We start from the raw sequence: 21,600 nt of genomic DNA on the forward strand, positions 1-21,600 counted from the left end.
ATGTCGTCACTGCGAGCCTGCCGTATCGACGCAATACCGCACACGGACCTTGAACCGAGACTTCGTCATCGCGAGCGTAGCGCGGCGATCCATGACTGCCGGGTGCATGGATTGCTTCACTGCGTTCGCAATGACGGAACCTGTTCATGGAAAGCTTAACGCGGCAGTCCATGCATTTGGCAGACATGGGTTGCTTCACTGCGTTCGCAATGACGGTCGCGTTCGCAATGACGGCATGGTCAATTTAAAACACCAACAGCAATGATTAAAAAATTCATCAACAGGCTCCTGGGCAAATCAGCGCCGGAGAAAAAACACCCATTTGGCAAGCGGGCAGAAATTGGCCCGACTGACCACGGCATCGACCCCAAGCTGGTCGATGAGCGCGCCATCAACGTGGTGCGCACGCTCAAGCAGGCGGGCTTTGAGGCCTACATCGTCGGCGGTGCCGTGCGCGACCTGATGCTGGGCCTGGTGCCCAAAGACTTCGATGTGGCCACCAATGCCACGCCCGAGCAGGTCAAGGGCCTGTTCCGGCGCGCCTTCATCATCGGGCGGCGCTTTCGCATCGTGCACGTGGTGTATGGCCGGGGCCGCGAGCATGAGGTGATTGAGGTCTCCACCTTTCGCGCCTACCTTGACAACGTGGCTGCCGAGCAGGTGGCCGGCAACGAGAAAACCAGCAAGAGCGAGCTGGCCGGCATGACGCACGCGGTGGACAGCACTGGCCGGGTGCTGCGCGACAACGTCTGGGGCCCGCAGGAAGAAGACGCAGTGCGCCGCGACTTCACCATCAACGCCATGTATTACGACCCCGAGAGGCAGATCGTGGTGGACTACCACCACGGCATCAAGGACTCCAAAAATCGCGTCATCCGCATGATCGGTGACGCCGCGGGGCGCTACCGCGAAGACCCGGTGCGCATCATCCGCGCCATCCGTTTTGCCGCCAAGCTCAACGGCCTGGGTTTCAAACTGGAGCCCAAAACGGCAACGCCGCTGCTCAAGTCCCTGGCGCTGCTGGCCCAGGTGCCGCAAAGCCGCCTGTTCGACGAAATGCTCAAGCTGCTGCAAACCGGCCATGCGCTGGCCTCCATCGAGCAACTCAAGGCTTTGGGCCTGGCGCAAGGCATTTACCCACTGCTCGACGTGGTGGTGGAACGCGCCGAAACACCGTTCGTCAATTCCGCGCTGCAAGACACCGACCGCAGGGTGGGCGAGGGCAAACCGGTGGCGCCGAGCTTTTTGCTGGCCTGCGTGTTGTGGGCCGATGTGCGTGATGGCTGGGCCACACGTATCAACGGCGGCCAGCATTCGCACCCGGCGCTGCAGGATGCGATCGAGGACGTGTTCAATGCCCGCATTGGCGACGTCTCCGGGCGTGGCAAGCTGGCCGGTGACATGCGTGAAATCTGGCTGATGCAGCCGCGCTTCGAGAAACGTGTGGGTAGCGCACCGTTCGGGCTGGTCGGGCAGGCGCGCTTTCGGGCGGCCTTTGATTTCATGCGCCTGCGCGCCGAAAACGGCGAGCTTGACATGGTGCTGTCGGACTGGTGGGAGGCTTTCAGCCTGGCCAACGACAACCTGCGCAACGACATGGTTGATGAAGTCAAACTGGAGCAGCAGCAACAGCGCGCCAAAACCCCCCGCGCCCCGCGCGCACCCCGCGTGCACGCGGGGGCGGGTCGTGCCGCCACTGGATCGGCAGCACAAACAGCTGGCGACGAAGCCGCACCGGATCGAGCGGCATTGCCCCCTGACGCGGTTGCAGGCGATGGCGCTGAAGCCCCCAAAAAACGCCGCCGACGCCGTCGCCCGACAGGTCGCGGCGCGGCTGATGCACCGGCGCAAGACCCGCAGGTTTGAACAAACTCGTGGCCACCCCGGAACGGCCAGAGGTACTGGCTTACATCGCGCTGGGGGCCAATCTGGGCGACGCGCAGGCCAGCGTGCGGGCGGCCATGCAGCGCATCGGCGCCTTGCCGCAAACGCGCCTCATCACTTGTTCCAGCCTGTACCGCACGGCGCCGTTCGAGGCCACCGGGCCTGATTTCATCAACGCCGTGGTGGCTGTCTCGACCCGCTTGAATGCGCCCGAACTGCTGTTGAATTTGCAGCGCCTAGAAAACGGGGCAGGGCGCGAGCGCGCGTATCGCAACGCGCCGCGTACGCTCGACCTCGACATCCTGCTGTACGGCGATGCCAGCATTTGCAGCCCCACGCTACAGGTGCCGCACCCGCGCCTGTGGGGGCGGGCTTTTGTGCTGGTGCCGCTGGCTGAGATCGCGCCGACCAAAGTCAGCAGTGCGCAATTGCTGGCGGTGGCAAGCCAGGAAATTGAACGACTGGTTTGACAGGCGCAGCAACCCGGCTCAATCCACCTCGGCAATCAACTCGATTTCAACGCAGGCGCCCAGCGGGATTTGCGCCACGCCAAAGGCGCTGCGGGCATGTGCGCCTGTTTCGGGGCCAAAGACCTCGCCGAGCAACTCGCTGGCACCATTGGTCACCAGATGCTGTTCGGTGAAGTCGCCGGTGGAGTTAACCAAAGACATCAGCTTGACGATGCGCTTGACCCGGTTCAGGTCGCCTACGGCGGCGTGCAGCGTGCCCATCAGGTCGATGGCCGCGGCGCGGGCGGCAGCCTTGCCTTCTTCGGTGTTCATGTTCTTGCCGAACTGGCCGACCCAGACCTTACCGTCTTTCTTGGCCAGGTGGCCGCTCAAAAAAACCAGATTGCCGCTCTGGACAAAAGGCACATAGGCGGCGGCAGGCGCAGCCACCGGCGGCAGGGTGATGCCGAGTTGGGCGAGTTTGACGTAGATGCTCAAGATTTTTCCTCTGCTTTCAGGGTTTGTTGAAACTGGCGGATTCAAGTCTGAAGTGCAACGGGGTGATTATGCAGTCGTAACTGCTCCGTAAAAACTTCATGTGGTGTTCTGTATCCGAGGCATTTTCTGGGGCGGTGGTTGAGGTGATGTATGGCCAACGCAATCTCCGTTGGAGTGATGGATTCGAACGCCATCTTCTTCGGAAAGAACTCGCGAATCAACCCATTCATGTTCTCGTTGGCGCCGCTGATGGATCTGGACAATGGAAACCACCAGCGATTCGAAGTCGCCGTTTGCGGCTGTAGCTGTAGGTTTCTTTTTAGAGGGCATAACCAAGTCCCTCTAAATTACGTTTGATCTGGGCTTCGAGTTTGGCCGACTCTGCAAATTGGGCGTGCAATTCGGCAACCAGACGCGGCATCTTTTCCTCAAAGGGTTCGCCGTCGTCTTCGACTTGCTCGGCGCCGACTTAGCGGCCGGGCGTGAGCACATGGCCGTGCGCGGCGATCTCTACGGTGGTGGCGGATTTGCAGAAGCCGGGGATGCCTGCGTACTTGGTCGCCGTGTCATCGCTCCGCCAGGCGTGGTAGGTGCCCGCGATCTTCTGCAAGTCGGCCCCCGTCAGCTCGCGGTGCACGCGGTCGATGAGCGTGCCCATTTTTCGCGCGTCGATGAAGAGGGTTTGCTGGCGGCGGCTGCGCAAACCGCGTTTGGCGTCGGCTCCTTTGCTTTTCGTGAGGAACCAGAGGCAGACCGGAATCTGCGTGCTGTAGAAAAGCTGGCCGGGCAGGGCCACCATGCAGTCCACCAGGTCGGCCTCGATCAGGGCTTTACGGATGTCGCCCTCGCCAGACTGGTTGGACGACATGCTGCCGTTGGCCAGAACAAAGCCGGCCATGCCGCGGATGGCGAGGTTCATGACCGCCAGGCGGCGCGTGGTGGCGTTGCTCTCCTGGCCCTAGATGCTGATGTCGCCAATCTTGCCGCCGTGTGATTCGACGAACTTTTCCGATTGCACAAACATGCCGCCGGAGCCGCAGGCGGGGTCGTAGATGCGGCCTTTGTAGGGAGCGAGCATTTCCACCAGGCAGCGCACGACGCAACTCGGCGTGTAGAACTGGCCGCCGTTCTTGCCCTCGGCGCTGGCGAAGCGGGTCAAAAAGTATTCGTAAACGCGGCCCAGCAGATCGACCGAGCGGTGCGTCTTCTCGCCCTCGCTGGCCGCAGTGAGTTCGATGGTGGCAATGACGTCAATGAGTTCGCCCAGGCGTTGCTTGTCCAGGCCGGGGCGGGCGTAGTCCTTGGGCAGCACGCCTTTGAGGCGCGGGTTGTCGCGCTCGATGGCGACCATGGCGTCGTCCACGGTCTTGCCGATGCTGGGCTGCCTGGCGTTGGCCTGCAGGTTGGGCCAGCGGGCCTCCAAGGGCACCCAGAAGACGTTCTCGGCTTTGTATTCGTCGGGGTCTTCGGGGTTGGCACCGGCGTAGTCGCCCTGGCCTGCGATGAGCTTGGCACGGTGTTCCTCAAAGGTGTCCGAGATGTATTTGAGGAAGATCAGGCCGCACAACGTGCTTGTATTCGGCCGCGTCCATGTTGTTGCGCAGCTTGTCGGCGGTGAGCCAGAGCTTGGCCTCGAAGCCGAGGTTTGCGGACGAATCGTTTTTCTTGCCGGATGCTTTCGCCATCAGATCCCCTTTTGCTAGCCGGGCATCTTAGCCGAATTGGCGGCTCAGCCGCTGCGCCTGTGTGGTGAACCGCACGGACGAATACGCGTGGCATGGCTAAGGTCCTGCTTGACGTGTTGTCTGGCTGTGTTGATTTTTGTCATGCACGGCTCCGTCAACTTGGGCTAGCCTGCATGACATTGGCCAGTTCTTTGCGCACGTACTTACTTCCGGAGCTCAACATGATTTATAAATTCAAATCCCAAGCAGTCGCAGGTGTCATCATGCTTGAGGCCAATGGGGATCAAATGCTGACCATTGTTGGCAAGGCGCCCTCAGCGCAGGGCATCATCACCGTGGCCCAAATTCCGGCCGCCATCGCAGCGCTGGAGGCGGCTATCGAGATTCACGAGGCCGCCGAAGCCAGGCGCCGCGAGCATCCAGGGGTCGTGGTTGAGGTTGAAGGTGACAGTGTCAGGTTGCGCGATCGCGCTGCCCCGTTCATCGATTTGCTCAGAACCAGTGCGCAGGCGGGCAAGGATGTCGTCTGGGGCGTATGAATTCAGGCACTGTGGTGGCCGTGCGCGGCAGCGTGGTGGATGTGCGGTTTGACGTGAGTTTGCCTGCCATTCACACCGTGCTGCACGCCGATGAGGGGCAGATCGTGCTTGAAGTGCTGGCTCAGCGCGATGCAAGCCATGTGCGCGCGATTGCCTTGACGCCCACGCAAGGTCTGGCGCGCGACATGACCGTGCTTGACACCGGCGGGCCGCTCAAGGCGCCGGTGGGGAAACAAATTTTGTCGCGCATGTTTGACGTGTTTGGCCATGCCATCGACCGCCAGCCAGAGCCCCCCGATGTGCAGTGGCGCTCTGTGCATCGTGCACCGCCGCCGCTGGCCGCGCGCTCAACCCAGTCCGAAGTTTTCGAGACCGGCATCAAGGTCATTGACGTGCTGCTGCCGCTGGAGCGCGGCGGCAAGGCCGGACTTTTCGGCGGCGCAGGGGTCGGCAAAACCGTGTTGTTGACGGAGATGATCCACAACATGGTCGGGCATCAGGAGGGCGTCAGCATTTTTTGCGGCATTGGTGAGCGTTGCCGCGAAGGCGAAGAGCTTCACCGCGAAATGAAGGCCGCCGGGGTGCTGCCCAACATGGTGATGGTCTTTGGCCAGATGAACGAGCCGCCGGGCAGCCGTTTTCGGGTCGGCCACGTGGCCTTGACCATGGCCGAGTATTTTCGGGACGACGAGCGCCGCGATGTGCTGCTGCTGATCGACAACATCTTTCGCTTTATTCAGGCAGGCTCGGAAGTGTCTGGCCTGATGGGTCAGATGCCGTCGCGTCTGGGCTACCAGCCCACCATGGGCACGGAGCTGTCAAGCCTGGAGGAGCGCATTGCCAACACCGACAGCGGCGCCATCACCTCGATTCAGGCGGTGTATGTGCCGGCCGATGATTTCACCGACCCGGCGGCTGTGCACACGTTTTCGCACCTGTCGGCGTCCATCGTGCTCTCGCGCAAGCGCGCCAGTGAAGGACTTTATCCGGCGATTGACCCGCTGCAATCGAGTTCCAAAATGGCTACGCCGGGCGTTGTGGGCGAGCGTCATTACGCGCTGGCGCAGGAAATCCGGCGCACGCTGGCCCAATATGCCCAGCTGAAAGACATCATTGCCATGCTTGGGCTGGAGCAGCTGTCGCCGCAAGACCGCAACGTGGTGGGGCGCGCGCGCCGGCTGGAGCGGTTTTTGACCCAGCCGTTTTTCACGACCGAGCAATTCACGGGCATGGTGGGCAAACTGGTCAGTCTGGAAGACGCACTGGACGGGTGCGAACGCATCCTGCGCGATGAGTTCAAGGATGTTCCTGAGCGTGCGCTGTACATGATCGGCAAGGTTGACGAAGCCCGGGCCAAGCAAACCGAGACGGCCGAAACCCATGAACCTTAAGATTCTTCTTCCTTTCAAGGTGTTTGCCGAAAAATCAGGCGTGTCGCGCATCGTCTCGGAAACCCGCGCTGGCTCGTTTGGTTTGTTGCCCCACCGACGCGATGGCGTGGCGGCGCTGGTGCCCGGAATTCTGATTTACGAGACAGCGGCTGACGGCGAAGTTTTTGTCGCCGTCGATGGCGGCGTGCTGGTCAAGACCGGGGCAGATGTGCGGGTGTCGGTGCGGCGGGCCATGGGCGGCGGCACCCTGGCGCAGTTGCGACAAGCGGTGGAGCAAGAGTTTTTGGCGCTTGACGAGCATGAGCAAAACGTGCGCTCGGTGCTGGCCAAGCTTGAGACTGGTTTTTTGCGCCGCTTTGCGACGTTCCAACATGACTGACGAGTCCGGCAAAATTCTGAAAAAAGATGCAGGCCTGGCCGAGCAGGTTGGTGCCAAGGCGGCGCGCAAGCTCAAGGCACGGCGCAACGCCGCGCCGGGCGTGTGGTCCGGCTTGGGGGTGATGGGGATCGTCGGCTGGTCGGTAGTGGTGCCAACGCTGCTGGGCGCAGCGCTGGGTCTCTGGCTGGACCGCCGCTACCCCGGTGGGCGCACCTGGACGCTGGCGCTGTTAATGGCCGGGCTGACACTGGGCTGCTTGAATGCCTGGCACTGGGTGAACAGGGAAGATCAGGCCATGCGGGACGAACAGGAGAATGATGATGAATGACACATTGGCCCTGCTGCTGGCAGGGATCGCGGGTGGGGCGCTCGGTGCGTTTTTTTTCGGCGGTCTGTGGTGGACGATTAGAAAGAGCCTTGTTTCTGCCAAGCCCGCGCTCTGGGTATTTGGCAGCCTGCTGCTGAGGATGGGTGTGACGATGACCGGTTTCTATTTTGTCTCGGATGGCGACTGGCAGCGCTTGCTCAGCTGCCTGGTCGGTTTTGTGATGGCGCGCCAACTCGTAAAGAGGCAGGTCCGCTGGCCTGAAGTAGGCCAAACGCGCCCGTCATGCCCGTCACAGGAGGCCCGCCATGCGCCTTAGCCCCGATGAAATCGTCTTCTGGCAATACGGCTTTTTCAAGCTTAATGCCACCATTGCTTACACCTGGGCACTGATGCTGGTGCTGGTTGTGGGCGCCAAACTCATCACGCGCAAACTCTCCACCGACCACACCCGCTCGCGCTGGCAAAACCTGTTGGAGATCGTCGTGACCGGCATCGAGCAGCAAATTGCAGATGTCGGCCTGCGCCATCCACGCCAATACATCGGCTTTCTTGGCACGCTGTTTCTGTTTGTCGCCATGGCCAGCCTGTGCACCGTCATTCCCGGCTACCAGCCACCGACCGGTTCGCTGTCCACCACGGCCGCGCTGGCGCTGTGCGTGATGGTGGCCGTGCCGTTGTTCGGCATTGAGGACCAGGGCCTGGGCGGCTACCTCAAGTCTTACCTGAAGCCGACCGCCATCATGCTGCCGTTCAACCTCATCAGCGAGATCTCGCGAACGCTGGCGCTGGCCGTGCGCCTGTTTGGCAACATGATGAGCGGGGCCATGATCATCGGCATTCTGCTGAGCATCACGCCCTTCATTTTTCCGATCGTCATGACCGTGCTGGGGCTGCTCACGGGCATGGTGCAAGCTTACATTTTCAGCATCCTGGCGGCGGTTTACATCGCCGCCGCCACGCATGTGCGCAAGTCCACGCCCAAGGCTGAGCCGGCGCCCAACATTTAACAACAACTTATACAGCAAGGATTCTTTATGGACAGCATGACAATCATTGCGGTGGCCTCCATCGTCATCGCCGGCATCACCACGGGTTTCGGCACCATGGGCCCCGCATTTGCGGAAGGGCGGGCGGTGGCGACAGCGCTCACCGCCTTGGCGCAGCAGCCCGACGCCTCCGCCACCATCACCCGGACCCTGTTTGTGGGCCTGGCAATGATCGAGTCCACCGCGATTTATTGCTTCGTGGTCTCGATGATCCTGATTTTTGCCAACCCGTTCTGGAACAACGCCATCGCCCTGGCTGCCGGAAAGTAAGCCATGCTTTTTGACTGGTTTACCTTTGGGGCGCAAACGCTGAACTTTCTTGTGCTGGTGTGGCTGATGAAGCGCTTTCTTTACAAGCCCATCCTCAACGCCATCGACGCGCGAGAGAAGCGAATTGCGCTGGCCCTCGCCGACGCGGCCTTGAAACAAACAGCAGCGCAAAAGGAGCGCGACGCGTTTCAAAAGAAGAATGAGGATTTTGATCGGCAGCGCAATGAATTGCTGGGGCAGGCCAAAGACGAGGCCCGGGCCGAGCGCCAACGCCTGCTCGACGAGGCGCAACAAGTGGCCGACACCTTGCGCACCAAGAAACAAGACGCCTTGACCCGCGAGTTGCAAACCCTGCATCAGGACATCGCCCGTCGCAGCCGAGAAGAGGTGCTTGCCATTGCGCAGAAAGTGCTGGCCGATCTGGCCGGTTTGAGCCTTGAAGAACGCATGGGCGCGGTGTTCACGCAGCGCTTGCGAGAACTCGACGATGCGGCAAAAACGGCTCTTGCCGAGGCACTGACGACTTCGTCCAACACGGTGCGCGTGCGCAGCGCCTTCGCGCTGTCCGCAAGCCAACGAGATGCCATGCAACAGGCGCTCAATGAGTCGCTCTCGTCTGACATCAAGATTCAGTTTGACACCACGCCAGAGCTGATCAGCGGCATCGAACTGACAGCGAACGGCTGGAAGGTCGCCTGGAACATCGCAGATTTTCTTGCGTCACTGGAGCAGCGCATTGGCGACTTCAGCAAGGAACAGTCCGATGGCCAAATTTATGCGGGCACATCAACGGCCGTGTCAATGCCCGCGCCAGAGAAAGCCGCATGAACGCAGCCTCCGACAGCCTTCAAGGTGTCATTGAGAGCAGCTTTGCGGCCTTAAGTCACGGGCGCGAAACCTACCAGGCGCGTTTGAGCCCGCAGGAGGTGGGATTGATCACCAGCGTTTCCACCGGCATCGCCATGGTGTCCGGCCTGCCGGGCGTGGGGTATGACGAACTGCTGAAGTTTCCTGGCAACGTATTTGGCATCGCCTTCAATGTTGATGAGACTGAAATCGGTGTCGTGCTGCTGGGTGACTATTCGCGTCTGCAGGCGGGCGATAAAGTCGAGCGCACTGACCGGGTGATGGACGTCATCGTGGGCGACGGCTTGCTGGGCCGGGTGATTGACCCGCTGGGCCGCCCGCTTGATGGCCGGGGGCCGGTGGCCACCAGCGCACGATTGCCCATTGAGCGCCCCGCCGCGCCCATCATGGACCGCGCGCCGGTGACGGTGCCGCTGCAGACCGGCCTGAAGGTGGTTGATGCCTTGATACCGATCGGACGCGGCCAGCGCGAGCTGATTCTGGGCGACCGGCAGACCGGCAAGACGGCGATTGCGATTGACACCATCCTCAACCAGCGCGGCCAGGATATGGTCTGTGTTTATTGCGCGATTGGCCAACGTGGGTCGGCTGTGGCGAAGGCGGTCGCCGTGCTGAAGGCCAAGGGCGCGCTGGCCTACACCGTGGTGGTGGTCACCGAGGGCAATGACCCGCCCGGCCTGGCCTACATTGCGCCTTATGCTGCTACCAGCATTGCCGAGCATTTCATGGAAGCGGGCCGCGACGTGCTGATCGTGTACGACGACCTCACGCAGCATGCCCGCGCCTACCGCGAACTGTCCCTGCTGCTGCGCCGCCCGCCTGGGCGCGAAGCCTTTCCCGGCGACATTTTCTACATCCACTCGCGCCTGCTGGAACGCGCCACCCATCTGCGCGAGGAGCGTGGTGGCGGCTCGCTCACGGCCCTGCCGATCATCGAGACAGAAGCGCAGAACATTTCTGCCTACATTCCGACCAACCTGATCTCCATTACCGACGGCCAGATCTACCTCTCGCCCGCGCTGTTTGAGCTGGGCGTTCTGCCTGCTGTGGATGTCGCCAAATCGGTCTCGCGCGTGGGCGGCAAGGCGCAGCGCGCCTCTTATCGCGCGGTGGCCGGCGACCTCAAGCTGGCCTACGCGCAGTTCGAGGAACTGGAAACCTTTGCCCGCTTCGGCGCCAGGCTGGACGAGGACACCACCAAAATCATCGCGCACGGACGGCGCATTCGGGCCTGCCTGAAGCAGCCGGAATCTGCGCCGGTGCCAGTGGCCGCCCAAATTGCGGTGCTGATGGCGTTGAGCGAAAAGCTTTTTGACAGCGTGCCGCTCGACCGGATGATGGATGCCGAGCAGGCCGTGCGCGAGGCCGCCGCCGAGCTGCCCGACGAGGTGCAGGCGCGCTTCAATACCGCCGACAAAATGAGTGACGCGGACCGGGGTGTGATTGTCCAGATCGCCCGCACGGCGCTTGCCAGCTTTCTTCCCGAGGCGGCGTCTGAGGCGGCAACGGACATCGGCGCACAAGCCCGGCCTGCTGGCAAGGACTCGGCATGAGCGACACTACCGCCAGCCTGAGCCGCAAGATTGGCACGGCCGGTGACCTGCAATCCGTGGTGCGCACGATGAAGGCGGTGGCGGCCAGCAGCATCGGTCAATACGAGAGCGCCGTGCGCGCCCTTGATGATTACTACTGCACCGTGCAACTGGGGCTGGGCGCGTGCTTGCGCGAGATCGAACGGCCGGTTGCCCCGGTGCCAGCGCAGCGCAGGGAAACCGGGCCAATAGCCGCCGTGGTGTTTGGCTCCGACCAGGGCCTGGTCGGCCAGTTCAACGATTTGATGGCCGATTTTGTCGTCAAAACCTTGAACGATTTGCCGGGCGAAAAAACCGTCTGGACCGTCGGCGAGCGCATCCGCTCAAGGCTGCTGGAGACGGACTTGGGGCTGGGTCAAAGCTTCATTTTGCCGGGCTCCATTGGCGCGATCACGCCGCTGGTCGGGCAGATTCTGATCGGGATTGAAGCGCTTCGTGAAAAAGCTGAGATCGCGCAGGTCATCGTTTTTCACAACAGCCCCCACGCCGGGGCAATTTACAGCCCCACCTGCCAGCGCTTGCTGCCGCTCGATGAGGTTTGGCGGCGCAAGTTGACGGCCATGGCCTGGCCGACCCAAATTTTGCCGGAGGTCATGGGTGACGCGGCAGCGACCTTGCTGGCCTTCGTGCGCGAATACCTGTTTGTCTCGCTTTTCAGGGCCTGCGCCGAATCCCTGGCAAGCGAAAACGCCAGTCGGCTGGCCGCCATGCAGCGTGCTGAAAAAAATATCGATGAATTGCTGGAAGACCTGAACCGCTCGTTTCACCGCCTGCGCCAAAGTGGCATTGACGAAGAATTGTTCGATGTGATTTCCGGGTTTGAAGCGCTGACCAGCGCCGCGCCACGCGCATAGCGTGTTGGCGCCGTTGGCTCACAAAGTGTCATCGCAGCCCCTGGCCGCGTGCCTCAGGAAATCTTGGTCGGCTCGTGACGATTCAGGATTTCCATGATTCCTGGAACTTCCGTTGTCGGAACCTTGACCATGACCAGCATCGTGGCATCGTCGCTCGTTATTTTTTCGCTCGGAAGGCCGCCATTGATCAGTTCGTCGACAACGTTGGTGACGGCGGCTTTGCTGGCATAGGTTGCCGTGATGGTTCGGAACATCAGTATCTCCTTCTGGTTGGTTGTGCATTCAAAATGCAGATCGTCTTTCGAGTCTTTCGAACTCAGGGCAATCGTCGGTATCCTGCGCGGCTCCGTCTGTGCGATGGCACACCCAAGACCCTCGAAACAGTACCCGCCGAAACGTGAGCCGGAACGGCCCGGGCTCAGGGGGGCGACCGGGTGCCGGGCAATTTTTTCTCGCGGCCGTCCAGCGCCTGCCGGATGGCTGCGAGGATGAGTCGCTCCGACAGCGCTTCATCAACGCCGGGCACGTCCCAGCCAAAGATGGCCCGGTACTTTTCGACCAGGTCATTGACATCTTCTTCCAGTTGGGCGCGGTGCGCCTTCAGCTCTAGCTGTTCAATTTTTGGCATGCTTTCTTTCATTTCGCGTCGTTCCAGCGCCAGTTGCGAACCTCGGGCATGTCCTGCCCGTGCGCCCTGATGTACCGCTTGTGTGCAACGAGTTTTTCGGCCAGTTTGACCTTCAACGCGGCACCTGCGGCGCCGGTCTGCGGCAGCCGATCAATGGTGTCCATCACCAAGTGGAAGCGGTCCAGGTCGTTCAGCACCGTCATGTCGAAGGGCGTGGTAATCGTGCCTTCTTCCTTGTAGCCGCGCACATGGATGTTGTTGTGGTTGGTGCGCCGGTAGGTCAGCCGGTGGATCAGCCAGGGGTAAGCGTGGAACGCGAAAATGACCGGTTTGTCACGCGTGAACAGTGCGTCAAAGGCCGCGTCCGCCAGGCCGTGTGGGTGCTCGCTCGGTGGCTGCAGCTTCATCAGGTTGACGACATTGACGACCCGGATTCGCAACTCGGGCAGTTCTTCGCGCAGGATTTGAACGGCAGCCAGCGTCTCCAGCGTCGGCACGTCGCCGCAGCAGGCCATAACCACGTCGGGATCAGCATCGTCCGGTTCATGCCCGGCCCAGTCCCAGCTGCCGATGCCGGCGGCGCAATGCGCCGCGGCTGCGTCCATCGTCAGCCATTGCGGTGCCGGGTGTTTGCCCGCGACCACCACATTAACGTAGTGGCGACTGCGCAGACAATGGTCCATCACCGAGAGCAGGCAGTTGGCATCGGGCGGCAGATATACCCGCACCACCTCGGCCTTCTTGTTCACAACGAGATCGATGAAGCCAGGGTCCTGGTGCGTGAAGCCGTTGTGATCCTGGCGCCAGACATGCGAGGCCAGCAGGTAGTTCAACGACGCAATGTTGTGCCGCCAAGGCAGTTGCGCGCTGACTTTCAGCCACTTCGCGTGCTGGTTGAACATCGAGTCGACGATGTGGATGAAGGCCTCGTAGCAATTAAACAGTCCGTGCCGGCCTGTCAGCAGGTAGCCCTCCAGCCAGCCTTGGCACTGGTGTTCGCTGAGCATCTCCATCACCCGGCCGGTGGGGGCCAGCCATTGGTCGCCCGGGGCGGTGGCGGCGTCCCACTGGCGGTTGGTGGTTTCGAACACGGCCGCCAGGCCGTTGGAGACGGTCTCGTCGGGTCCGAAGACGCGGAAGTTGCGCTCGGCGTCGTTGAACCTTGCCACGTCGCGCAGGAACGGCCCGAGCACACGCGTATCGCCGATGCCCGGTACGCCGGGTGTGGGCACGTCCGCTGCGTATTCGCGAAAGTCAGGCAAGTGCAGGTCTTTCAGCAGCAGGCCGCCATTGGCGTGGGGATTGGCCCCCATGCGCCGCTGCCCGCTTGGCGCCAGCGCAGCAAGCTCAGGTTGCAGGCGTCCTTGCGCGTCAAAGAGTTCTTCTGGACGATAACTGCGCAGCCAGTCTTCCAGCAGCTTCAGGTGACCCGGGTGCTCAGCCGGGTGCAGCGGCACCTGGTGTGAGCGAAAGTTGCCCTCGATGGGTTGCCCGTCGACCTCCCTAGGCCCAGTCCAGCCCTTGGGGGAATTTAAAACGATCATCGGCCAGCGTGGGCGCTCGACTTGACCGTGCTGGCCGTTCTGGCGTGCTTGGCGCTGGGCGCGCTGGATGTCTGCCACGGCCTGATCCAGTGCCGCTGCCATCAACGCGTGCATCGCCTCGGGCTCATGGCCTTCCACAAAGATCGGTGTCCAGCCACAACCGCGCAGGTACTGATCCAGTTCCTCGCGCGTGATGCGCGCCAGCACCGTCGGGTTGGCGATCTTGTAGCCGTTGAGGTGCAGGATCGGCAGCACCGCACCGTCGGTGGCCGGGTCGAGGAACTTGTTCGAGTGCCAGGCGGTGGCCAGCGGCCCGGTCTCGGCCTCGCCGTCACCGACCACGCAGGCCACGATCAGTTCAGGGTTGTCGAAGACGGCACCGAAGGCATGGCTCAGCGAGTAGCCCAGTTCACCGCCCTCGTGGATCGAGCCCGGGCATTCGGGCGAGGCGTGGCTCGGGATGCCACCAGGAAACGAGAATTGCCTGAACAGCTTCTTCAGACCAGCCTCGTCGCGGCTGATCTCGGGGTAGACCTCGCTGTAGCTGCCCTCCAAGTAGGTGTTGCCAACCACTGCGGGGCCGCCGTGGCCGGGGCCTGAGACATAGATCATGTCCAAGTCGTAGGCCTTGATGACACGGTTGAGGTGCGCGTAGATGAAGTTCTGACCCGGTGTCGTGCCCCAGTGCCCGAGCAGCATGGGTTTGACATCGGCCAAGCTCAGTGGGCGCTTGAGCAGCGGGTTATCCCACAGGAATATCTGGCCTACTGAGAGGTAGTTGGCGGCGCGCCAGTAGGCGTCCAGGTTCTGAAGTGCGGCCTCGGCAGGAGAGTGTCTCATAAGAATACGTTAGGCCTGGAGGGACGCCTGCGTCTGTTCGCTACCGCACGAAGTGTCGCCAGGGCTGCCTCCCCGCGCAAAGTGGACCGCGACCACCGCCTGGGTGCGGCAACGCACAGACAGCCCCGCTGCGCGGCCACAGAATGCCCGATCCCGGATCAATTGCCGATGGCGACGCCGACGCCGGCGCCGAGCGCGAGCGTCACTGCGACGACGATCCCCACCTGCGCAGTTGCGAGGCGGGCGTCGGTTACCACATCCACGCCACCGATGGTGAGGTGGGGCATGTTGAGGGGTTCCTGATCGATGACGAGACATGGGCTATCCGCTACCTCGTTGTCAATACCAGCAACTGGTGGCTCGGGCACAAGGTGCTGATCGCCCCGCAGTGGATTGGCGGCGTGCACTGGTCGGATGAGTTGGTGACGGTCGATCTGAACCGCGAAGCGGTGAAAGCTGCGCCGACCTACGATCCGTCGACCGGTCTGGACCGGCAACGCGAAACGAGCCTGTACACGCATTACGGTCGCCCCCGTACTGGACGGCCGACTCGAAGCGCGACCACGCCATCGACGAAGCCGTGCCCGCGCCTGTGTTGAGCGCTGCGCTGTACGCCCGCTTCGGTTCGCGCGGCGAAGCCGACTTCGCCAACCGCGTGCAGTCGGCCATGCGCCATGAATTTGGCGGTCACGTCGAGGAACCCGCCCCACCCCACCTGAACCAAGGACTGCACGCATGAATGCCACGCAAGCACTGCATCAGCTCGGCCAGAGCCTCTGGCTGGACAACATCACGCGCACGCTGCTGCAAAGCGGCACCCTGGCGCGCTACATCCAGGACCTGTCGGTGACCGGCCTGACCTCGAACCCGACGATCTTCGAACACGCCATCGGCGCGGGCGACAGCTACGACGCCAGCATCCGCGTGCTGCACGACGCGGGTCTGGCGGAAGAAGAGCTGTTCTTCGAGCTGGCCCTGCAAGACTTGACGCAGGCGGCGGACCTCTTTCGCCCCGCCTTCGACGCCAGCGATGGCGTGGACGGCTGGGTGTCGCTCGAGGTCTCGCCGCTGCTGGCTGGCAACGCCGCCCACACCATCCAGGCTGCGAACCGGCTGCACCGCAAGGCCGACAAAGCGAACCTGTTCATCAAGATTCCGGGCACGTCCGAGGGCCTCGAGGCCATCGAGGAAGTGATCTTCGACGGCGTGCCGGTCAACGTCACGCTGCTGTTCTCGCGCGAGCAGGTGCTGGCGGCCGCCGAGGCCTATATGCGCGGGCTCGAACGTCGGCAGGCGGCCGGTCTTGACCTGAAGGTGACATCGGTGTTGTCGCTCTTCGTCAGCCGCTGGGATGTCGCGGTGAAACAGGAGGTCTCGCCACTCTTCCACAACCGGCTCGGTATTGCCATCGCCGTGCGCACCTACAAGGCCCATTGCGAACTGCTCGCGTCTGAGCGCTGGCAGCGGCTGGCGGCCGCCGGTGCGCACCCGCAGCGCCTGCTGTGGGCCAGCACCGGCACCAAGGATCCGGCGGCGCCAGACACGCTGTACGTGCAGGCGCTGGCGGCACCCGGAACGATCAATACGCTGCCGGAGAAGACGCTGCTGGCCTTCGCCGACCACGGGCGGGTCGAACGGCCGCTGCCGCCCGACGGCGGCTACGCCGAAGCCGTGATCGAGGCGTTCCATCGCGAGGGCATCGACGACAACGCGCTGGCCGCCCGGCTACAGTGCGAGGGGGTCGATGCCTTTGCCACCTCCTGGCATGCCTTGCTGACGCGCATCCGCGAGAAATGCGTGTCGCCGGGGCTGCGGGTGTGAACACGGTCAGCACCCGGTTGTCTTGGCAGGCGGATCGCGAAGAACAGACGCTCGACCTGCCGTGCATCAACACGCTGCGCAGGCTGGCCATCGACCAGGTGCAGAAGGCGAACTCCGGCCACCCGGGCACACCCATGGGGGCCGCACCCACGGCGTACTGCGTGTGGCAGCGCTTCTTGCGCTTCGACCCCGAAGACGCCGCCTGGCCTGACCGTGACCGCTTCGTGCTGTCGGTCGGCCACGCCTCGGCGCTGCTGTACGGGCTGCCGCATCTGTGCGGCGTGAAAGCCGAGCCTGGGGCAACGAGTCTGGACCACCCGCGACGGTCTGGCCGTGACGATGGCCGACCTGCAGAGCTTCCGCCAGGCCGGTAGCCGTTGCACAGGCCACCTGGAACACGGCTGGACCACCGGTGTCGAAACCACCACCGGGCCGCTGGGCCAAGGCGTGGCCACCAGCGAGGGCATGGCCATCGCTCAAGCTTGGGCTGCAGCCACCTACAACCGCCTCGGCTTCACGCTGTTCGATCAGCGCGTGTTTGCGCTGGCCGGCGATGGCGACATGATGGAAGGATTGAGCGCCGAGGCCACGCATGACCGCCCGACCCTGGTCATCGTGCAACAGCCACATCGGCTTTGGCGCGCCGCACAAGCAGGACAGCGCCGCCGCCCACAGCGAGCCGCTGGGCGCGGACGAGGCACACGCGGCCAAGCAGTTCTAAGGCTTCGACCCCGACGTGAGCTTTGCCGTGCCCGATGGCGTGCGCGGACATTTCAGCGCGCAATTCGGCCAGCGCGGCGCTGACGGTGCCCTGGTGCACCTACACCGACCCGCAGGTGGCTCACGTGGGCCTGTACGTGCGGCAGGCACGCGCGCAGGACATTCCGGTCAAGACCTATACGGTGCCGATGCACGACGTGGTTCGCGCCATCACCGATGGCGAGGAGAAGGGGTTCGTGAAGATCCATGTGCGCGAAGGCACCGACCGCATCCTGGGCGCCACCATCGTCGGCCGATACGCTGGCGAGTTGATCAACAACATCTCGCTTGCGATGGTGGCCGGCCTGGGCCTGCGCCGGCTGGCCGGGGTGATCCACGCCTATCCCACGCACGGCGAGGCCGTGCGACAGGCGGCGCAGGCCCGCGCGCAGTCGCTGGCCTCTCAGGCGCCATTGAAGAACAAGGCATCCACATGAAGATCGAAACCCAGTCTTTGCGTGTCCGCGAAGCCGACGAGGTAGACCTCGACCAGTGGGAGACAGAGATCAAGCCGCTGTGCAAATCGAAGAAGGCGTACCGCAAGCTGTTGGAGGATCAGGTAGAGGCCTTGAGCGATCTGCAGCGGCTGTGCTCTACGCGTCGAACCGCCACGCCTTGCTGGTGGTGTTCCAGGCGATGGACACGGCGGGCAAGGACGGCGCCATCCGCCACGTGATGTCCGGCGTCAGCCCGCAAGGCTGCCAGGTGTTCAGCTTCCAGCACCCGAGCGCAGGTTCTGGGATGCGTGCATGCGGGCCTACGGTTAAGGCATGGCTGCAACAAGCACCGAAGAATCGCCCTGGTACATTGTGCCGACCGACGACAAGGACGATGCGCGGGTGATCGTATTCACGCCGACTGTGATCCGCCTTTGTGCAGGGATTCAGCCTTGCAGGGCCGGTACAGCGGGCACTGTTTCAAATCCTTCGATCACTTGCGCCAGCCGATTTGCAAAGCGCTCCAGGTCGTGTGGTGCCTCGATGGTGCGTTCGGCCAATTCAGCGATCCATGCCACTTGTTCGCGCAGCACCTGGCGCCGCAGTGGCCTGGCCGTCATGCTCGCGATGGTTTGAACGGCACCCAACAAGCGCAACAGGATGGAGACATTGCCGGCTGCGTTGCCGCGGATTTGATTGAATGCTTCAGACACGAGACTGGCAAACGTCTGCCCGACGGCGATCAACCTCAGCTCCCCGTCCACAAGGCGGTGCGGTGAGGGAATATCGCGCAACGCAAGCCGTGAAAGAATGGCGGCCAGATAGTCCACGCACATCACAGCAGTGGTCGTGTCGTTGACGCTGGGCGAGAGGGCGCGCATGGCCATGTCCACGATCTGGCGGATGCCAAAGGCGCAGTCTTGCTCCGGCGTGCGGTGACGGCTGATGGTGTAGGCAGCCTGCAGCGACGTGACCAGTTCATCATCTGGCGGCGAGTCCAGCGCCACCGAGACCAGGGGTGTTCCCTGAACCAAAAAAGTTCCGATACCGTGTTCCATTCGCACAATGGTCTTGTGCCGGCACGCCAGGCGCATGAGTGCGTTACCGTCCACGCTCTGGATATAGCCATTCCTGATACCCGGCACCGTTTGCCAGACGTGCTGTGCGACGGCATGAGACACCTGCTCTGCCCCGTCATCGCCAGCGGCTTGCCCAAGCGCGCCGGGGAAAAGTCGATCCACGGCATCCATCGTCTCATCGGCCACCTCCGCAATGATGCTTGATGCCTGGATCGAAGACGCAATGTGATGAATGAAGTAAATGAGCACGCCAATGCCGCCAATGGCCAGCACAATACTGAATGACACGGCGAGGCTGGCGACAAACCCGAACTCTTCACCGACGCGGATGGTGCGCAGCACGATCAGGCAGTAGGTGAAGATGCCGGCAAAGATACCCAGCACCACCTGCGTGACGCGATCGCGGATGAAGTTCCGCAGAATGCGCGAACTGTATTGGCTGGAGGCCAGCGCCAGCGTGACCAATGTCATTGAGAAGGTCACCCCGACCACAGTCATCATCGAACCGGCGATGGTGGACAACATCGCGCGCGCGCCAATCGCGTCTGCACCAAACAATCGCGGCCAACGGGCCAGCCATCGGTCACCAACAGTGGAATCTGCCGCAATCAATACCACCGCAAGCGCGATGCTGAATGCTACGATCAAAAAGGGCACAAACCAGAAGCTGGTGCGCAAGTTACCCCAGAGTTGTTTGAGAGCGTTCAAGTTTCAGTCTCCAATCGAGGCGGAGTTGCCCGGTGCGTTATTGTCGCTGGTCGGCGGATCCCACTCAGCACGAACTCAACGGCATTCCAGCTGGTTTAGACGTGCAAGGAAATTCCAATTGCCGTTTACGAACCAGGCTGGCGGCGGCCATGACAGCCGAAGTTCAGCCGCGCGGTCGATGCATCCTGAACAATTGCTCTGGCCCCACCGAAAAGTAATCCGCCGCGCCACCGCCGCGCAGCACATGGTCGGCGCGCGCGGTGTCATAAACGCCGTTAACCAGCAGGCGCTGCGCAATGTGCACCGCCACCACCTCGCCCAGCACCAGCCAGGTTGGCAGCTTCTGGCCGCTGGCATCCTGCAACTGCAGCAGTTGCGTGAGGCGGCATTCAAAAGACACCGGGCTCGCGGCAATGCGTGGCGGTGCCACCAGGTTTGACGCCAGTGGCGTCAGGCCGGCCAGTTCGAATTCACTGACCTCGGGCGCCACGGCGGCCATTGGCTTTTGCGTTGAGCAAGGCCTTGACCTCCGGCGCTGACAGCATGGGTGTGTGGCGCTGCGCATCGACCATCTCGCCGAAGGCCTTGCTCGGCAGGTGGTCTGCGTGCTGGAAATCGGCGCCGGGTCAGCGCTTGCCAAAATGTGGAATGAGCGCCACCCAGACATCCCGGCGCGTTCTATTGATGAGTTCGGGCATCCTCAGGGCGCCGCGGCTTGGATTGGGCGCCACATGCGTTGAGATCAACGCATCACACCTCGCCGCCAAAGTGCGCGGTCAGGCTGTCGATGTATTGCTCCACCAATTTTTCGAACTCGGCCTCGACCACCGGGGCGATCATTTTTTTCATCAGGCCGGGCAGGGGCAGGGTGAGTTCGCCTTGCAGTTGAAGCACCAGTTGGGTGGATTTTTTCTTGTCGGTGATTTTCCAGGAGCCTGACACCAGCGCGTTGCCTTCGCCCGGCACCGGCGTCCAGAGCACGCTGCCCTTGGCTTTGTTGGATGTGTACTTTGACGCGTAAATGGTTTGCAGGCTGATCTGGGCGATGCCGATTTTGGCCATTTCCCAGCGGTACACACCATCACCCAGGTCCACCAGTTGGTCCACCTTGGGGAAAAAACTGGCCGACTTGGGCACGTCTGACAGGGTGTCAAAGACGGTGCCGTAGTCGGCCTTGACGGCAAATTCGTAACCCAGATCGATGTTGACGGTGATGGCCATTTGTGGTGTTCCAGTAGGGGTTGAGAAATGGTGACTGTACGGACAGCCGCTGTTTCTGTCAAAACCAAGCTTCATGGCAGCCAAGCCAGCGACGTTTGCCTCGCATGGTCTTTGTGGGGCGGACTTGCACCCGTCAGGTCGACTGAAGTCGGCCCCACAGAGAACGACAATTCGTGATTTATTACCCGTTTCAACCGACCTGACCATGCCCACCCTGCTTCTTGCCCCCATGGAGGGCTTGCTCGACTTTGTTCTGCGCGACATCCTGACGCGGGTGGGCGGCGTGGACCGCTGTGTGTCGGAGTTCATCCGCGTCACCGGCACGCTCTACCCCGAGCGGGTTTTCCTGCGCTTTGTGCCGGAATTGCTGACCGGCTGCAAGACCGCGTCGGGCGTGCCGGTGCGGCCGCAGTTGCTGGGCTCGGATGTGGCGTGCCTGGCCGACAACGCGGCGCGGCTGGTTGAGATGGGGGCCGAGGGCATCGACCTGAACTTTGGCTGCCCGTCGCCGGTGGTGAACCGGCATCGGGGTGGTTCGGCGCTGCTCGAAGAGCCTGAGCTGCTGTTCCAGATCGTGTCTGGCGTGCGCCGCGCGGTGCCGGCGCATTTGCCGGTGTCGGCCAAGATGCGGCTTGGCCTGCATGACGACAGCCGGGCCGAAGCCTGCGCCCTGGCGATCGAGGCCGGTGGTGCGACCGAGTTGGTGGTGCACGCACGCACCAAGATGCACGGCTACCGCCCGCCGGCCTATTGGGAGCGTATTGCCGACATCCGCCAGGTG

General features: G+C 62.5%; 27 protein-coding genes and 4 pseudogenes. 23 read left to right on the top strand and 8 right to left on the bottom strand.

Features of this window, described 5'->3' with window-relative positions; genetic code table 11:
* Positions 1 to 261 precede the first annotated feature (261 nt).
* Entirely contained in the window at positions 262 to 1,866 is a 1,605-nt protein-coding gene (gene pcnB / locus IBX54_RS05210; protein ID WP_296541605.1) for a polynucleotide adenylyltransferase PcnB, read from the top strand.
* Positions 1,863 to 2,354 carry a 2-amino-4-hydroxy-6-hydroxymethyldihydropteridine diphosphokinase gene (gene folK, locus IBX54_RS05215; RefSeq protein WP_296541606.1) on the top strand — a complete coding sequence of 164 codons (492 nt, stop codon included), beginning with the start codon at positions 1,863 to 1,865 and terminating at the stop codon, positions 2,352 to 2,354. Before pcnB ends, folK begins: the two co-directional genes overlap by 4 nt.
* Positions 2,355 to 2,372: 18 nt before the next feature.
* On the opposite strand, the gene IBX54_RS05220 is transcribed toward folK, so the two are convergent.
* Together IBX54_RS05220 and IBX54_RS05225 are read right to left on the bottom strand one after the other, a co-directional pair.
* Complete coding sequence (locus IBX54_RS05220; protein WP_296541607.1) at positions 2,373 to 2,831, bottom strand: RidA family protein; 459 nt, start codon at positions 2,829 to 2,831, stop codon at positions 2,373 to 2,375.
* Positions 2,832 to 3,150: 319 nt separating this feature from the next.
* A pseudogene (locus IBX54_RS05225) lies at positions 3,151 to 4,516 on the bottom strand (N-6 DNA methylase).
* Between the two features lie 221 nt (positions 4,517 to 4,737).
* On the opposite strand from IBX54_RS05225, the gene IBX54_RS05230 reads away from it, so the two are divergent.
* From IBX54_RS05230 to IBX54_RS05275, 10 genes are read left to right on the top strand one after another with little or no spacing between them, the layout of a single operon-like run.
* Complete coding sequence (locus IBX54_RS05230) at positions 4,738 to 5,055, top strand: DUF1840 domain-containing protein (protein ID WP_296541608.1); 318 nt, start codon at positions 4,738 to 4,740, stop codon at positions 5,053 to 5,055.
* Complete coding sequence (atpD, locus tag IBX54_RS05235; protein ID WP_296541609.1) at positions 5,052 to 6,446, top strand: F0F1 ATP synthase subunit beta; 1,395 nt, start codon at positions 5,052 to 5,054, stop codon at positions 6,444 to 6,446. Before IBX54_RS05230 ends, atpD begins: the two co-directional genes overlap by 4 nt.
* Complete coding sequence (locus tag IBX54_RS05240) at positions 6,436 to 6,825, top strand: F0F1 ATP synthase subunit epsilon (protein WP_296541610.1); 390 nt, start codon at positions 6,436 to 6,438, stop codon at positions 6,823 to 6,825. The genes atpD and IBX54_RS05240 overlap by 11 nt, the downstream gene beginning before the upstream one ends.
* The gene (locus IBX54_RS05245; protein ID WP_296541611.1) at positions 6,818 to 7,153 is read left to right on the top strand and encodes an AtpZ/AtpI family protein; all 336 of its coding nucleotides are present in this window, start codon (positions 6,818 to 6,820) and stop codon (positions 7,151 to 7,153) included. Before IBX54_RS05240 ends, IBX54_RS05245 begins: the two co-directional genes overlap by 8 nt.
* Positions 7,146 to 7,469: an ATP synthase subunit I gene (locus IBX54_RS05250; protein WP_296541612.1), complete on the top strand. Its 324-nt coding sequence runs from the start codon at positions 7,146 to 7,148 to the stop codon at positions 7,467 to 7,469. The genes IBX54_RS05245 and IBX54_RS05250 overlap by 8 nt, the downstream gene beginning before the upstream one ends.
* Positions 7,459 to 8,160: a F0F1 ATP synthase subunit A gene (locus IBX54_RS05255; RefSeq protein WP_296541613.1), complete on the top strand. Its 702-nt coding sequence runs from the start codon at positions 7,459 to 7,461 to the stop codon at positions 8,158 to 8,160. Before IBX54_RS05250 ends, IBX54_RS05255 begins: the two co-directional genes overlap by 11 nt.
* A 27-nt stretch (positions 8,161 to 8,187) precedes the next feature.
* Positions 8,188 to 8,469, top strand: coding sequence for a F0F1 ATP synthase subunit C (locus IBX54_RS05260; RefSeq protein WP_296541614.1), 282 nt, complete (start codon positions 8,188 to 8,190; stop codon positions 8,467 to 8,469).
* A 3-nt stretch (positions 8,470 to 8,472) separates the two neighbouring features.
* The gene (locus IBX54_RS05265; RefSeq protein ID WP_296541615.1) at positions 8,473 to 9,297 is read left to right on the top strand and encodes a F0F1 ATP synthase subunit delta; all 825 of its coding nucleotides are present in this window, start codon (positions 8,473 to 8,475) and stop codon (positions 9,295 to 9,297) included.
* The gene (locus IBX54_RS05270; protein WP_296541616.1) at positions 9,294 to 10,889 is read left to right on the top strand and encodes an alternate F1F0 ATPase, F1 subunit alpha; all 1,596 of its coding nucleotides are present in this window, start codon (positions 9,294 to 9,296) and stop codon (positions 10,887 to 10,889) included. Before IBX54_RS05265 ends, IBX54_RS05270 begins: the two co-directional genes overlap by 4 nt.
* A complete protein-coding gene (locus IBX54_RS05275) occupies positions 10,886 to 11,782 on the top strand; it encodes a F0F1 ATP synthase subunit gamma (RefSeq protein ID WP_296541617.1) in 897 nt (298 codons plus the stop codon). The genes IBX54_RS05270 and IBX54_RS05275 overlap by 4 nt, the downstream gene beginning before the upstream one ends.
* Positions 11,783 to 11,835: 53 nt before the next feature.
* Here the strand turns inward: IBX54_RS05275 and IBX54_RS05280 are convergent, their stop codons facing one another.
* From IBX54_RS05280 to IBX54_RS05290, 3 genes are all read right to left on the bottom strand, one after another.
* On the bottom strand, positions 11,836 to 12,036 hold the full coding sequence (locus IBX54_RS05280) for a hypothetical protein (protein WP_296541618.1): 201 nt from the start codon (positions 12,034 to 12,036) through the stop codon (positions 11,836 to 11,838).
* A 164-nt stretch (positions 12,037 to 12,200) separates the two neighbouring features.
* Complete coding sequence (locus tag IBX54_RS05285) at positions 12,201 to 12,410, bottom strand: hypothetical protein (RefSeq protein ID WP_296541619.1); 210 nt, start codon at positions 12,408 to 12,410, stop codon at positions 12,201 to 12,203.
* A gap of 8 nt (positions 12,411 to 12,418) precedes the next feature.
* The gene (locus IBX54_RS05290) at positions 12,419 to 14,794 is read right to left on the bottom strand and encodes a phosphoketolase (protein ID WP_296541620.1); all 2,376 of its coding nucleotides are present in this window, start codon (positions 14,792 to 14,794) and stop codon (positions 12,419 to 12,421) included.
* Between the two features lie 143 nt (positions 14,795 to 14,937).
* Between IBX54_RS05290 and IBX54_RS05295 the strand changes: the two genes are divergently transcribed.
* The 9 genes and pseudogenes from IBX54_RS05295 (at position 14,938) to IBX54_RS05335 (ending at position 18,217) form a co-directional block, all read left to right on the top strand.
* Positions 14,938 to 15,393 carry a PRC-barrel domain-containing protein gene (locus tag IBX54_RS05295; RefSeq protein ID WP_296541621.1) on the top strand — a complete coding sequence of 152 codons (456 nt, stop codon included), beginning with the start codon at positions 14,938 to 14,940 and terminating at the stop codon, positions 15,391 to 15,393.
* A pseudogene (locus tag IBX54_RS05300) lies at positions 15,360 to 15,533 on the top strand (6-phosphogluconate dehydrogenase (decarboxylating)); the annotation flags it as partial. The gene IBX54_RS05295 and the pseudogene IBX54_RS05300, both read left to right, overlap by 34 nt.
* A complete protein-coding gene (tal, locus tag IBX54_RS05305) occupies positions 15,530 to 16,615 on the top strand; it encodes a transaldolase (protein WP_296541622.1) in 1,086 nt (361 codons plus the stop codon). The pseudogene IBX54_RS05300 and the gene tal, both read left to right, overlap by 4 nt.
* Positions 16,612 to 16,989 carry a hypothetical protein gene (locus IBX54_RS05310; RefSeq protein WP_296541623.1) on the top strand — a complete coding sequence of 126 codons (378 nt, stop codon included), beginning with the start codon at positions 16,612 to 16,614 and terminating at the stop codon, positions 16,987 to 16,989. The genes tal and IBX54_RS05310 overlap by 4 nt, the downstream gene beginning before the upstream one ends.
* Positions 16,955 to 17,146: pseudogene (locus tag IBX54_RS05315) on the top strand (hypothetical protein); the annotation flags it as partial. The gene IBX54_RS05310 and the pseudogene IBX54_RS05315, both read left to right, overlap by 35 nt.
* 61 nt (positions 17,147 to 17,207) lie before the next feature.
* Complete coding sequence (locus IBX54_RS05320; RefSeq protein WP_296541624.1) at positions 17,208 to 17,336, top strand: hypothetical protein; 129 nt, start codon at positions 17,208 to 17,210, stop codon at positions 17,334 to 17,336.
* Positions 17,337 to 17,370: 34 nt separating this feature from the next.
* Positions 17,371 to 17,811, top strand: coding sequence for a hypothetical protein (locus IBX54_RS05325; RefSeq protein WP_296541625.1), 441 nt, complete (start codon positions 17,371 to 17,373; stop codon positions 17,809 to 17,811).
* The gene (locus IBX54_RS05330) at positions 17,808 to 18,050 is read left to right on the top strand and encodes a hypothetical protein (protein ID WP_296541631.1); all 243 of its coding nucleotides are present in this window, start codon (positions 17,808 to 17,810) and stop codon (positions 18,048 to 18,050) included. The genes IBX54_RS05325 and IBX54_RS05330 overlap by 4 nt, the downstream gene beginning before the upstream one ends.
* Positions 18,011 to 18,217, top strand: a complete 207-nt coding sequence (locus IBX54_RS05335; RefSeq protein ID WP_296541630.1) for a hypothetical protein — start codon at positions 18,011 to 18,013, stop codon at positions 18,215 to 18,217. The genes IBX54_RS05330 and IBX54_RS05335 overlap by 40 nt, the downstream gene beginning before the upstream one ends.
* 40 nt (positions 18,218 to 18,257) lie before the next feature.
* Here the strand turns inward: IBX54_RS05335 and IBX54_RS05340 are convergent, their stop codons facing one another.
* Entirely contained in the window at positions 18,258 to 19,598 is a 1,341-nt protein-coding gene (locus IBX54_RS05340; protein ID WP_296541626.1) for a DUF2254 domain-containing protein, read from the bottom strand.
* A 163-nt stretch (positions 19,599 to 19,761) separates the two neighbouring features.
* A pseudogene (locus IBX54_RS05345) lies at positions 19,762 to 20,094 on the bottom strand (flavin reductase family protein); the annotation flags it as partial.
* Between the two features lie 55 nt (positions 20,095 to 20,149).
* Between IBX54_RS05345 and IBX54_RS05350 the strand changes: the two are divergent.
* Positions 20,150 to 20,338 carry a hypothetical protein gene (locus IBX54_RS05350; protein WP_296541627.1) on the top strand — a complete coding sequence of 63 codons (189 nt, stop codon included), beginning with the start codon at positions 20,150 to 20,152 and terminating at the stop codon, positions 20,336 to 20,338.
* A 10-nt stretch (positions 20,339 to 20,348) separates the two neighbouring features.
* Here the strand turns inward: IBX54_RS05350 and IBX54_RS05355 are convergent, their stop codons facing one another.
* Positions 20,349 to 20,819: an SRPBCC family protein gene (locus IBX54_RS05355; RefSeq protein WP_296541628.1), complete on the bottom strand. Its 471-nt coding sequence runs from the start codon at positions 20,817 to 20,819 to the stop codon at positions 20,349 to 20,351.
* Between the two features lie 205 nt (positions 20,820 to 21,024).
* Here IBX54_RS05355 and IBX54_RS05360 point away from each other — a divergent pair.
* Positions 21,025 to 21,600 (top strand): tRNA-dihydrouridine synthase (locus IBX54_RS05360; RefSeq protein WP_296541629.1); only part of this gene is annotated, 576 nt, incomplete at its 3' end.

The organism is Rhodoferax sp. (assembly GCF_014859475.1).
GTDB lineage: Bacteria > Pseudomonadota > Gammaproteobacteria > Burkholderiales > Burkholderiaceae_C > Rhodoferax.

Bases quoted from the DNA above. Each gene is read 5' to 3' on its own strand.
- pcnB (WP_296541605.1), top strand. From the start codon at position 262: ATGATTAAAAAATTCATCAACAGGCTCCTGGGCAAATCAGCGCCGGAG.
- IBX54_RS05230 (WP_296541608.1), top strand. From the start codon at position 4,738: ATGATTTATAAATTCAAATCCCAAGCAGTCGCAGGTGTCATCATGCTT.
- atpD (WP_296541609.1), top strand. From the start codon at position 5,052: ATGAATTCAGGCACTGTGGTGGCCGTGCGCGGCAGCGTGGTGGATGTG.
- IBX54_RS05240 (WP_296541610.1), top strand. From the start codon at position 6,436: ATGAACCTTAAGATTCTTCTTCCTTTCAAGGTGTTTGCCGAAAAATCA.
- IBX54_RS05245 (WP_296541611.1), top strand. From the start codon at position 6,818: ATGACTGACGAGTCCGGCAAAATTCTGAAAAAAGATGCAGGCCTGGCC.
- IBX54_RS05250 (WP_296541612.1), top strand. From the start codon at position 7,146: ATGAATGACACATTGGCCCTGCTGCTGGCAGGGATCGCGGGTGGGGCG.
- IBX54_RS05255 (WP_296541613.1), top strand. From the start codon at position 7,459: ATGCGCCTTAGCCCCGATGAAATCGTCTTCTGGCAATACGGCTTTTTC.
- IBX54_RS05260 (WP_296541614.1), top strand. From the start codon at position 8,188: ATGGACAGCATGACAATCATTGCGGTGGCCTCCATCGTCATCGCCGGC.
- IBX54_RS05265 (WP_296541615.1), top strand. From the start codon at position 8,473: ATGCTTTTTGACTGGTTTACCTTTGGGGCGCAAACGCTGAACTTTCTT.
- IBX54_RS05270 (WP_296541616.1), top strand. From the start codon at position 9,294: ATGAACGCAGCCTCCGACAGCCTTCAAGGTGTCATTGAGAGCAGCTTT.
- IBX54_RS05275 (WP_296541617.1), top strand. From the start codon at position 10,886: ATGAGCGACACTACCGCCAGCCTGAGCCGCAAGATTGGCACGGCCGGT.
- IBX54_RS05280 (WP_296541618.1), bottom strand. From the start codon at position 12,036: ATGTTCCGAACCATCACGGCAACCTATGCCAGCAAAGCCGCCGTCACC.
- IBX54_RS05285 (WP_296541619.1), bottom strand. From the start codon at position 12,410: ATGCCAAAAATTGAACAGCTAGAGCTGAAGGCGCACCGCGCCCAACTG.
- IBX54_RS05290 (WP_296541620.1), bottom strand. From the start codon at position 14,794: ATGAGACACTCTCCTGCCGAGGCCGCACTTCAGAACCTGGACGCCTAC.
- IBX54_RS05295 (WP_296541621.1), top strand. From the start codon at position 14,938: ATGCCCGATCCCGGATCAATTGCCGATGGCGACGCCGACGCCGGCGCC.
- tal (WP_296541622.1), top strand. From the start codon at position 15,530: ATGAATGCCACGCAAGCACTGCATCAGCTCGGCCAGAGCCTCTGGCTG.
- IBX54_RS05320 (WP_296541624.1), top strand. From the start codon at position 17,208: ATGACCGCCCGACCCTGGTCATCGTGCAACAGCCACATCGGCTTTGGC.
- IBX54_RS05325 (WP_296541625.1), top strand. From the start codon at position 17,371: ATGGCGTGCGCGGACATTTCAGCGCGCAATTCGGCCAGCGCGGCGCTG.
- IBX54_RS05330 (WP_296541631.1), top strand. From the start codon at position 17,808: ATGAAGATCGAAACCCAGTCTTTGCGTGTCCGCGAAGCCGACGAGGTA.
- IBX54_RS05335 (WP_296541630.1), top strand. From the start codon at position 18,011: ATGGACACGGCGGGCAAGGACGGCGCCATCCGCCACGTGATGTCCGGC.
- IBX54_RS05355 (WP_296541628.1), bottom strand. From the start codon at position 20,819: ATGGCCATCACCGTCAACATCGATCTGGGTTACGAATTTGCCGTCAAG.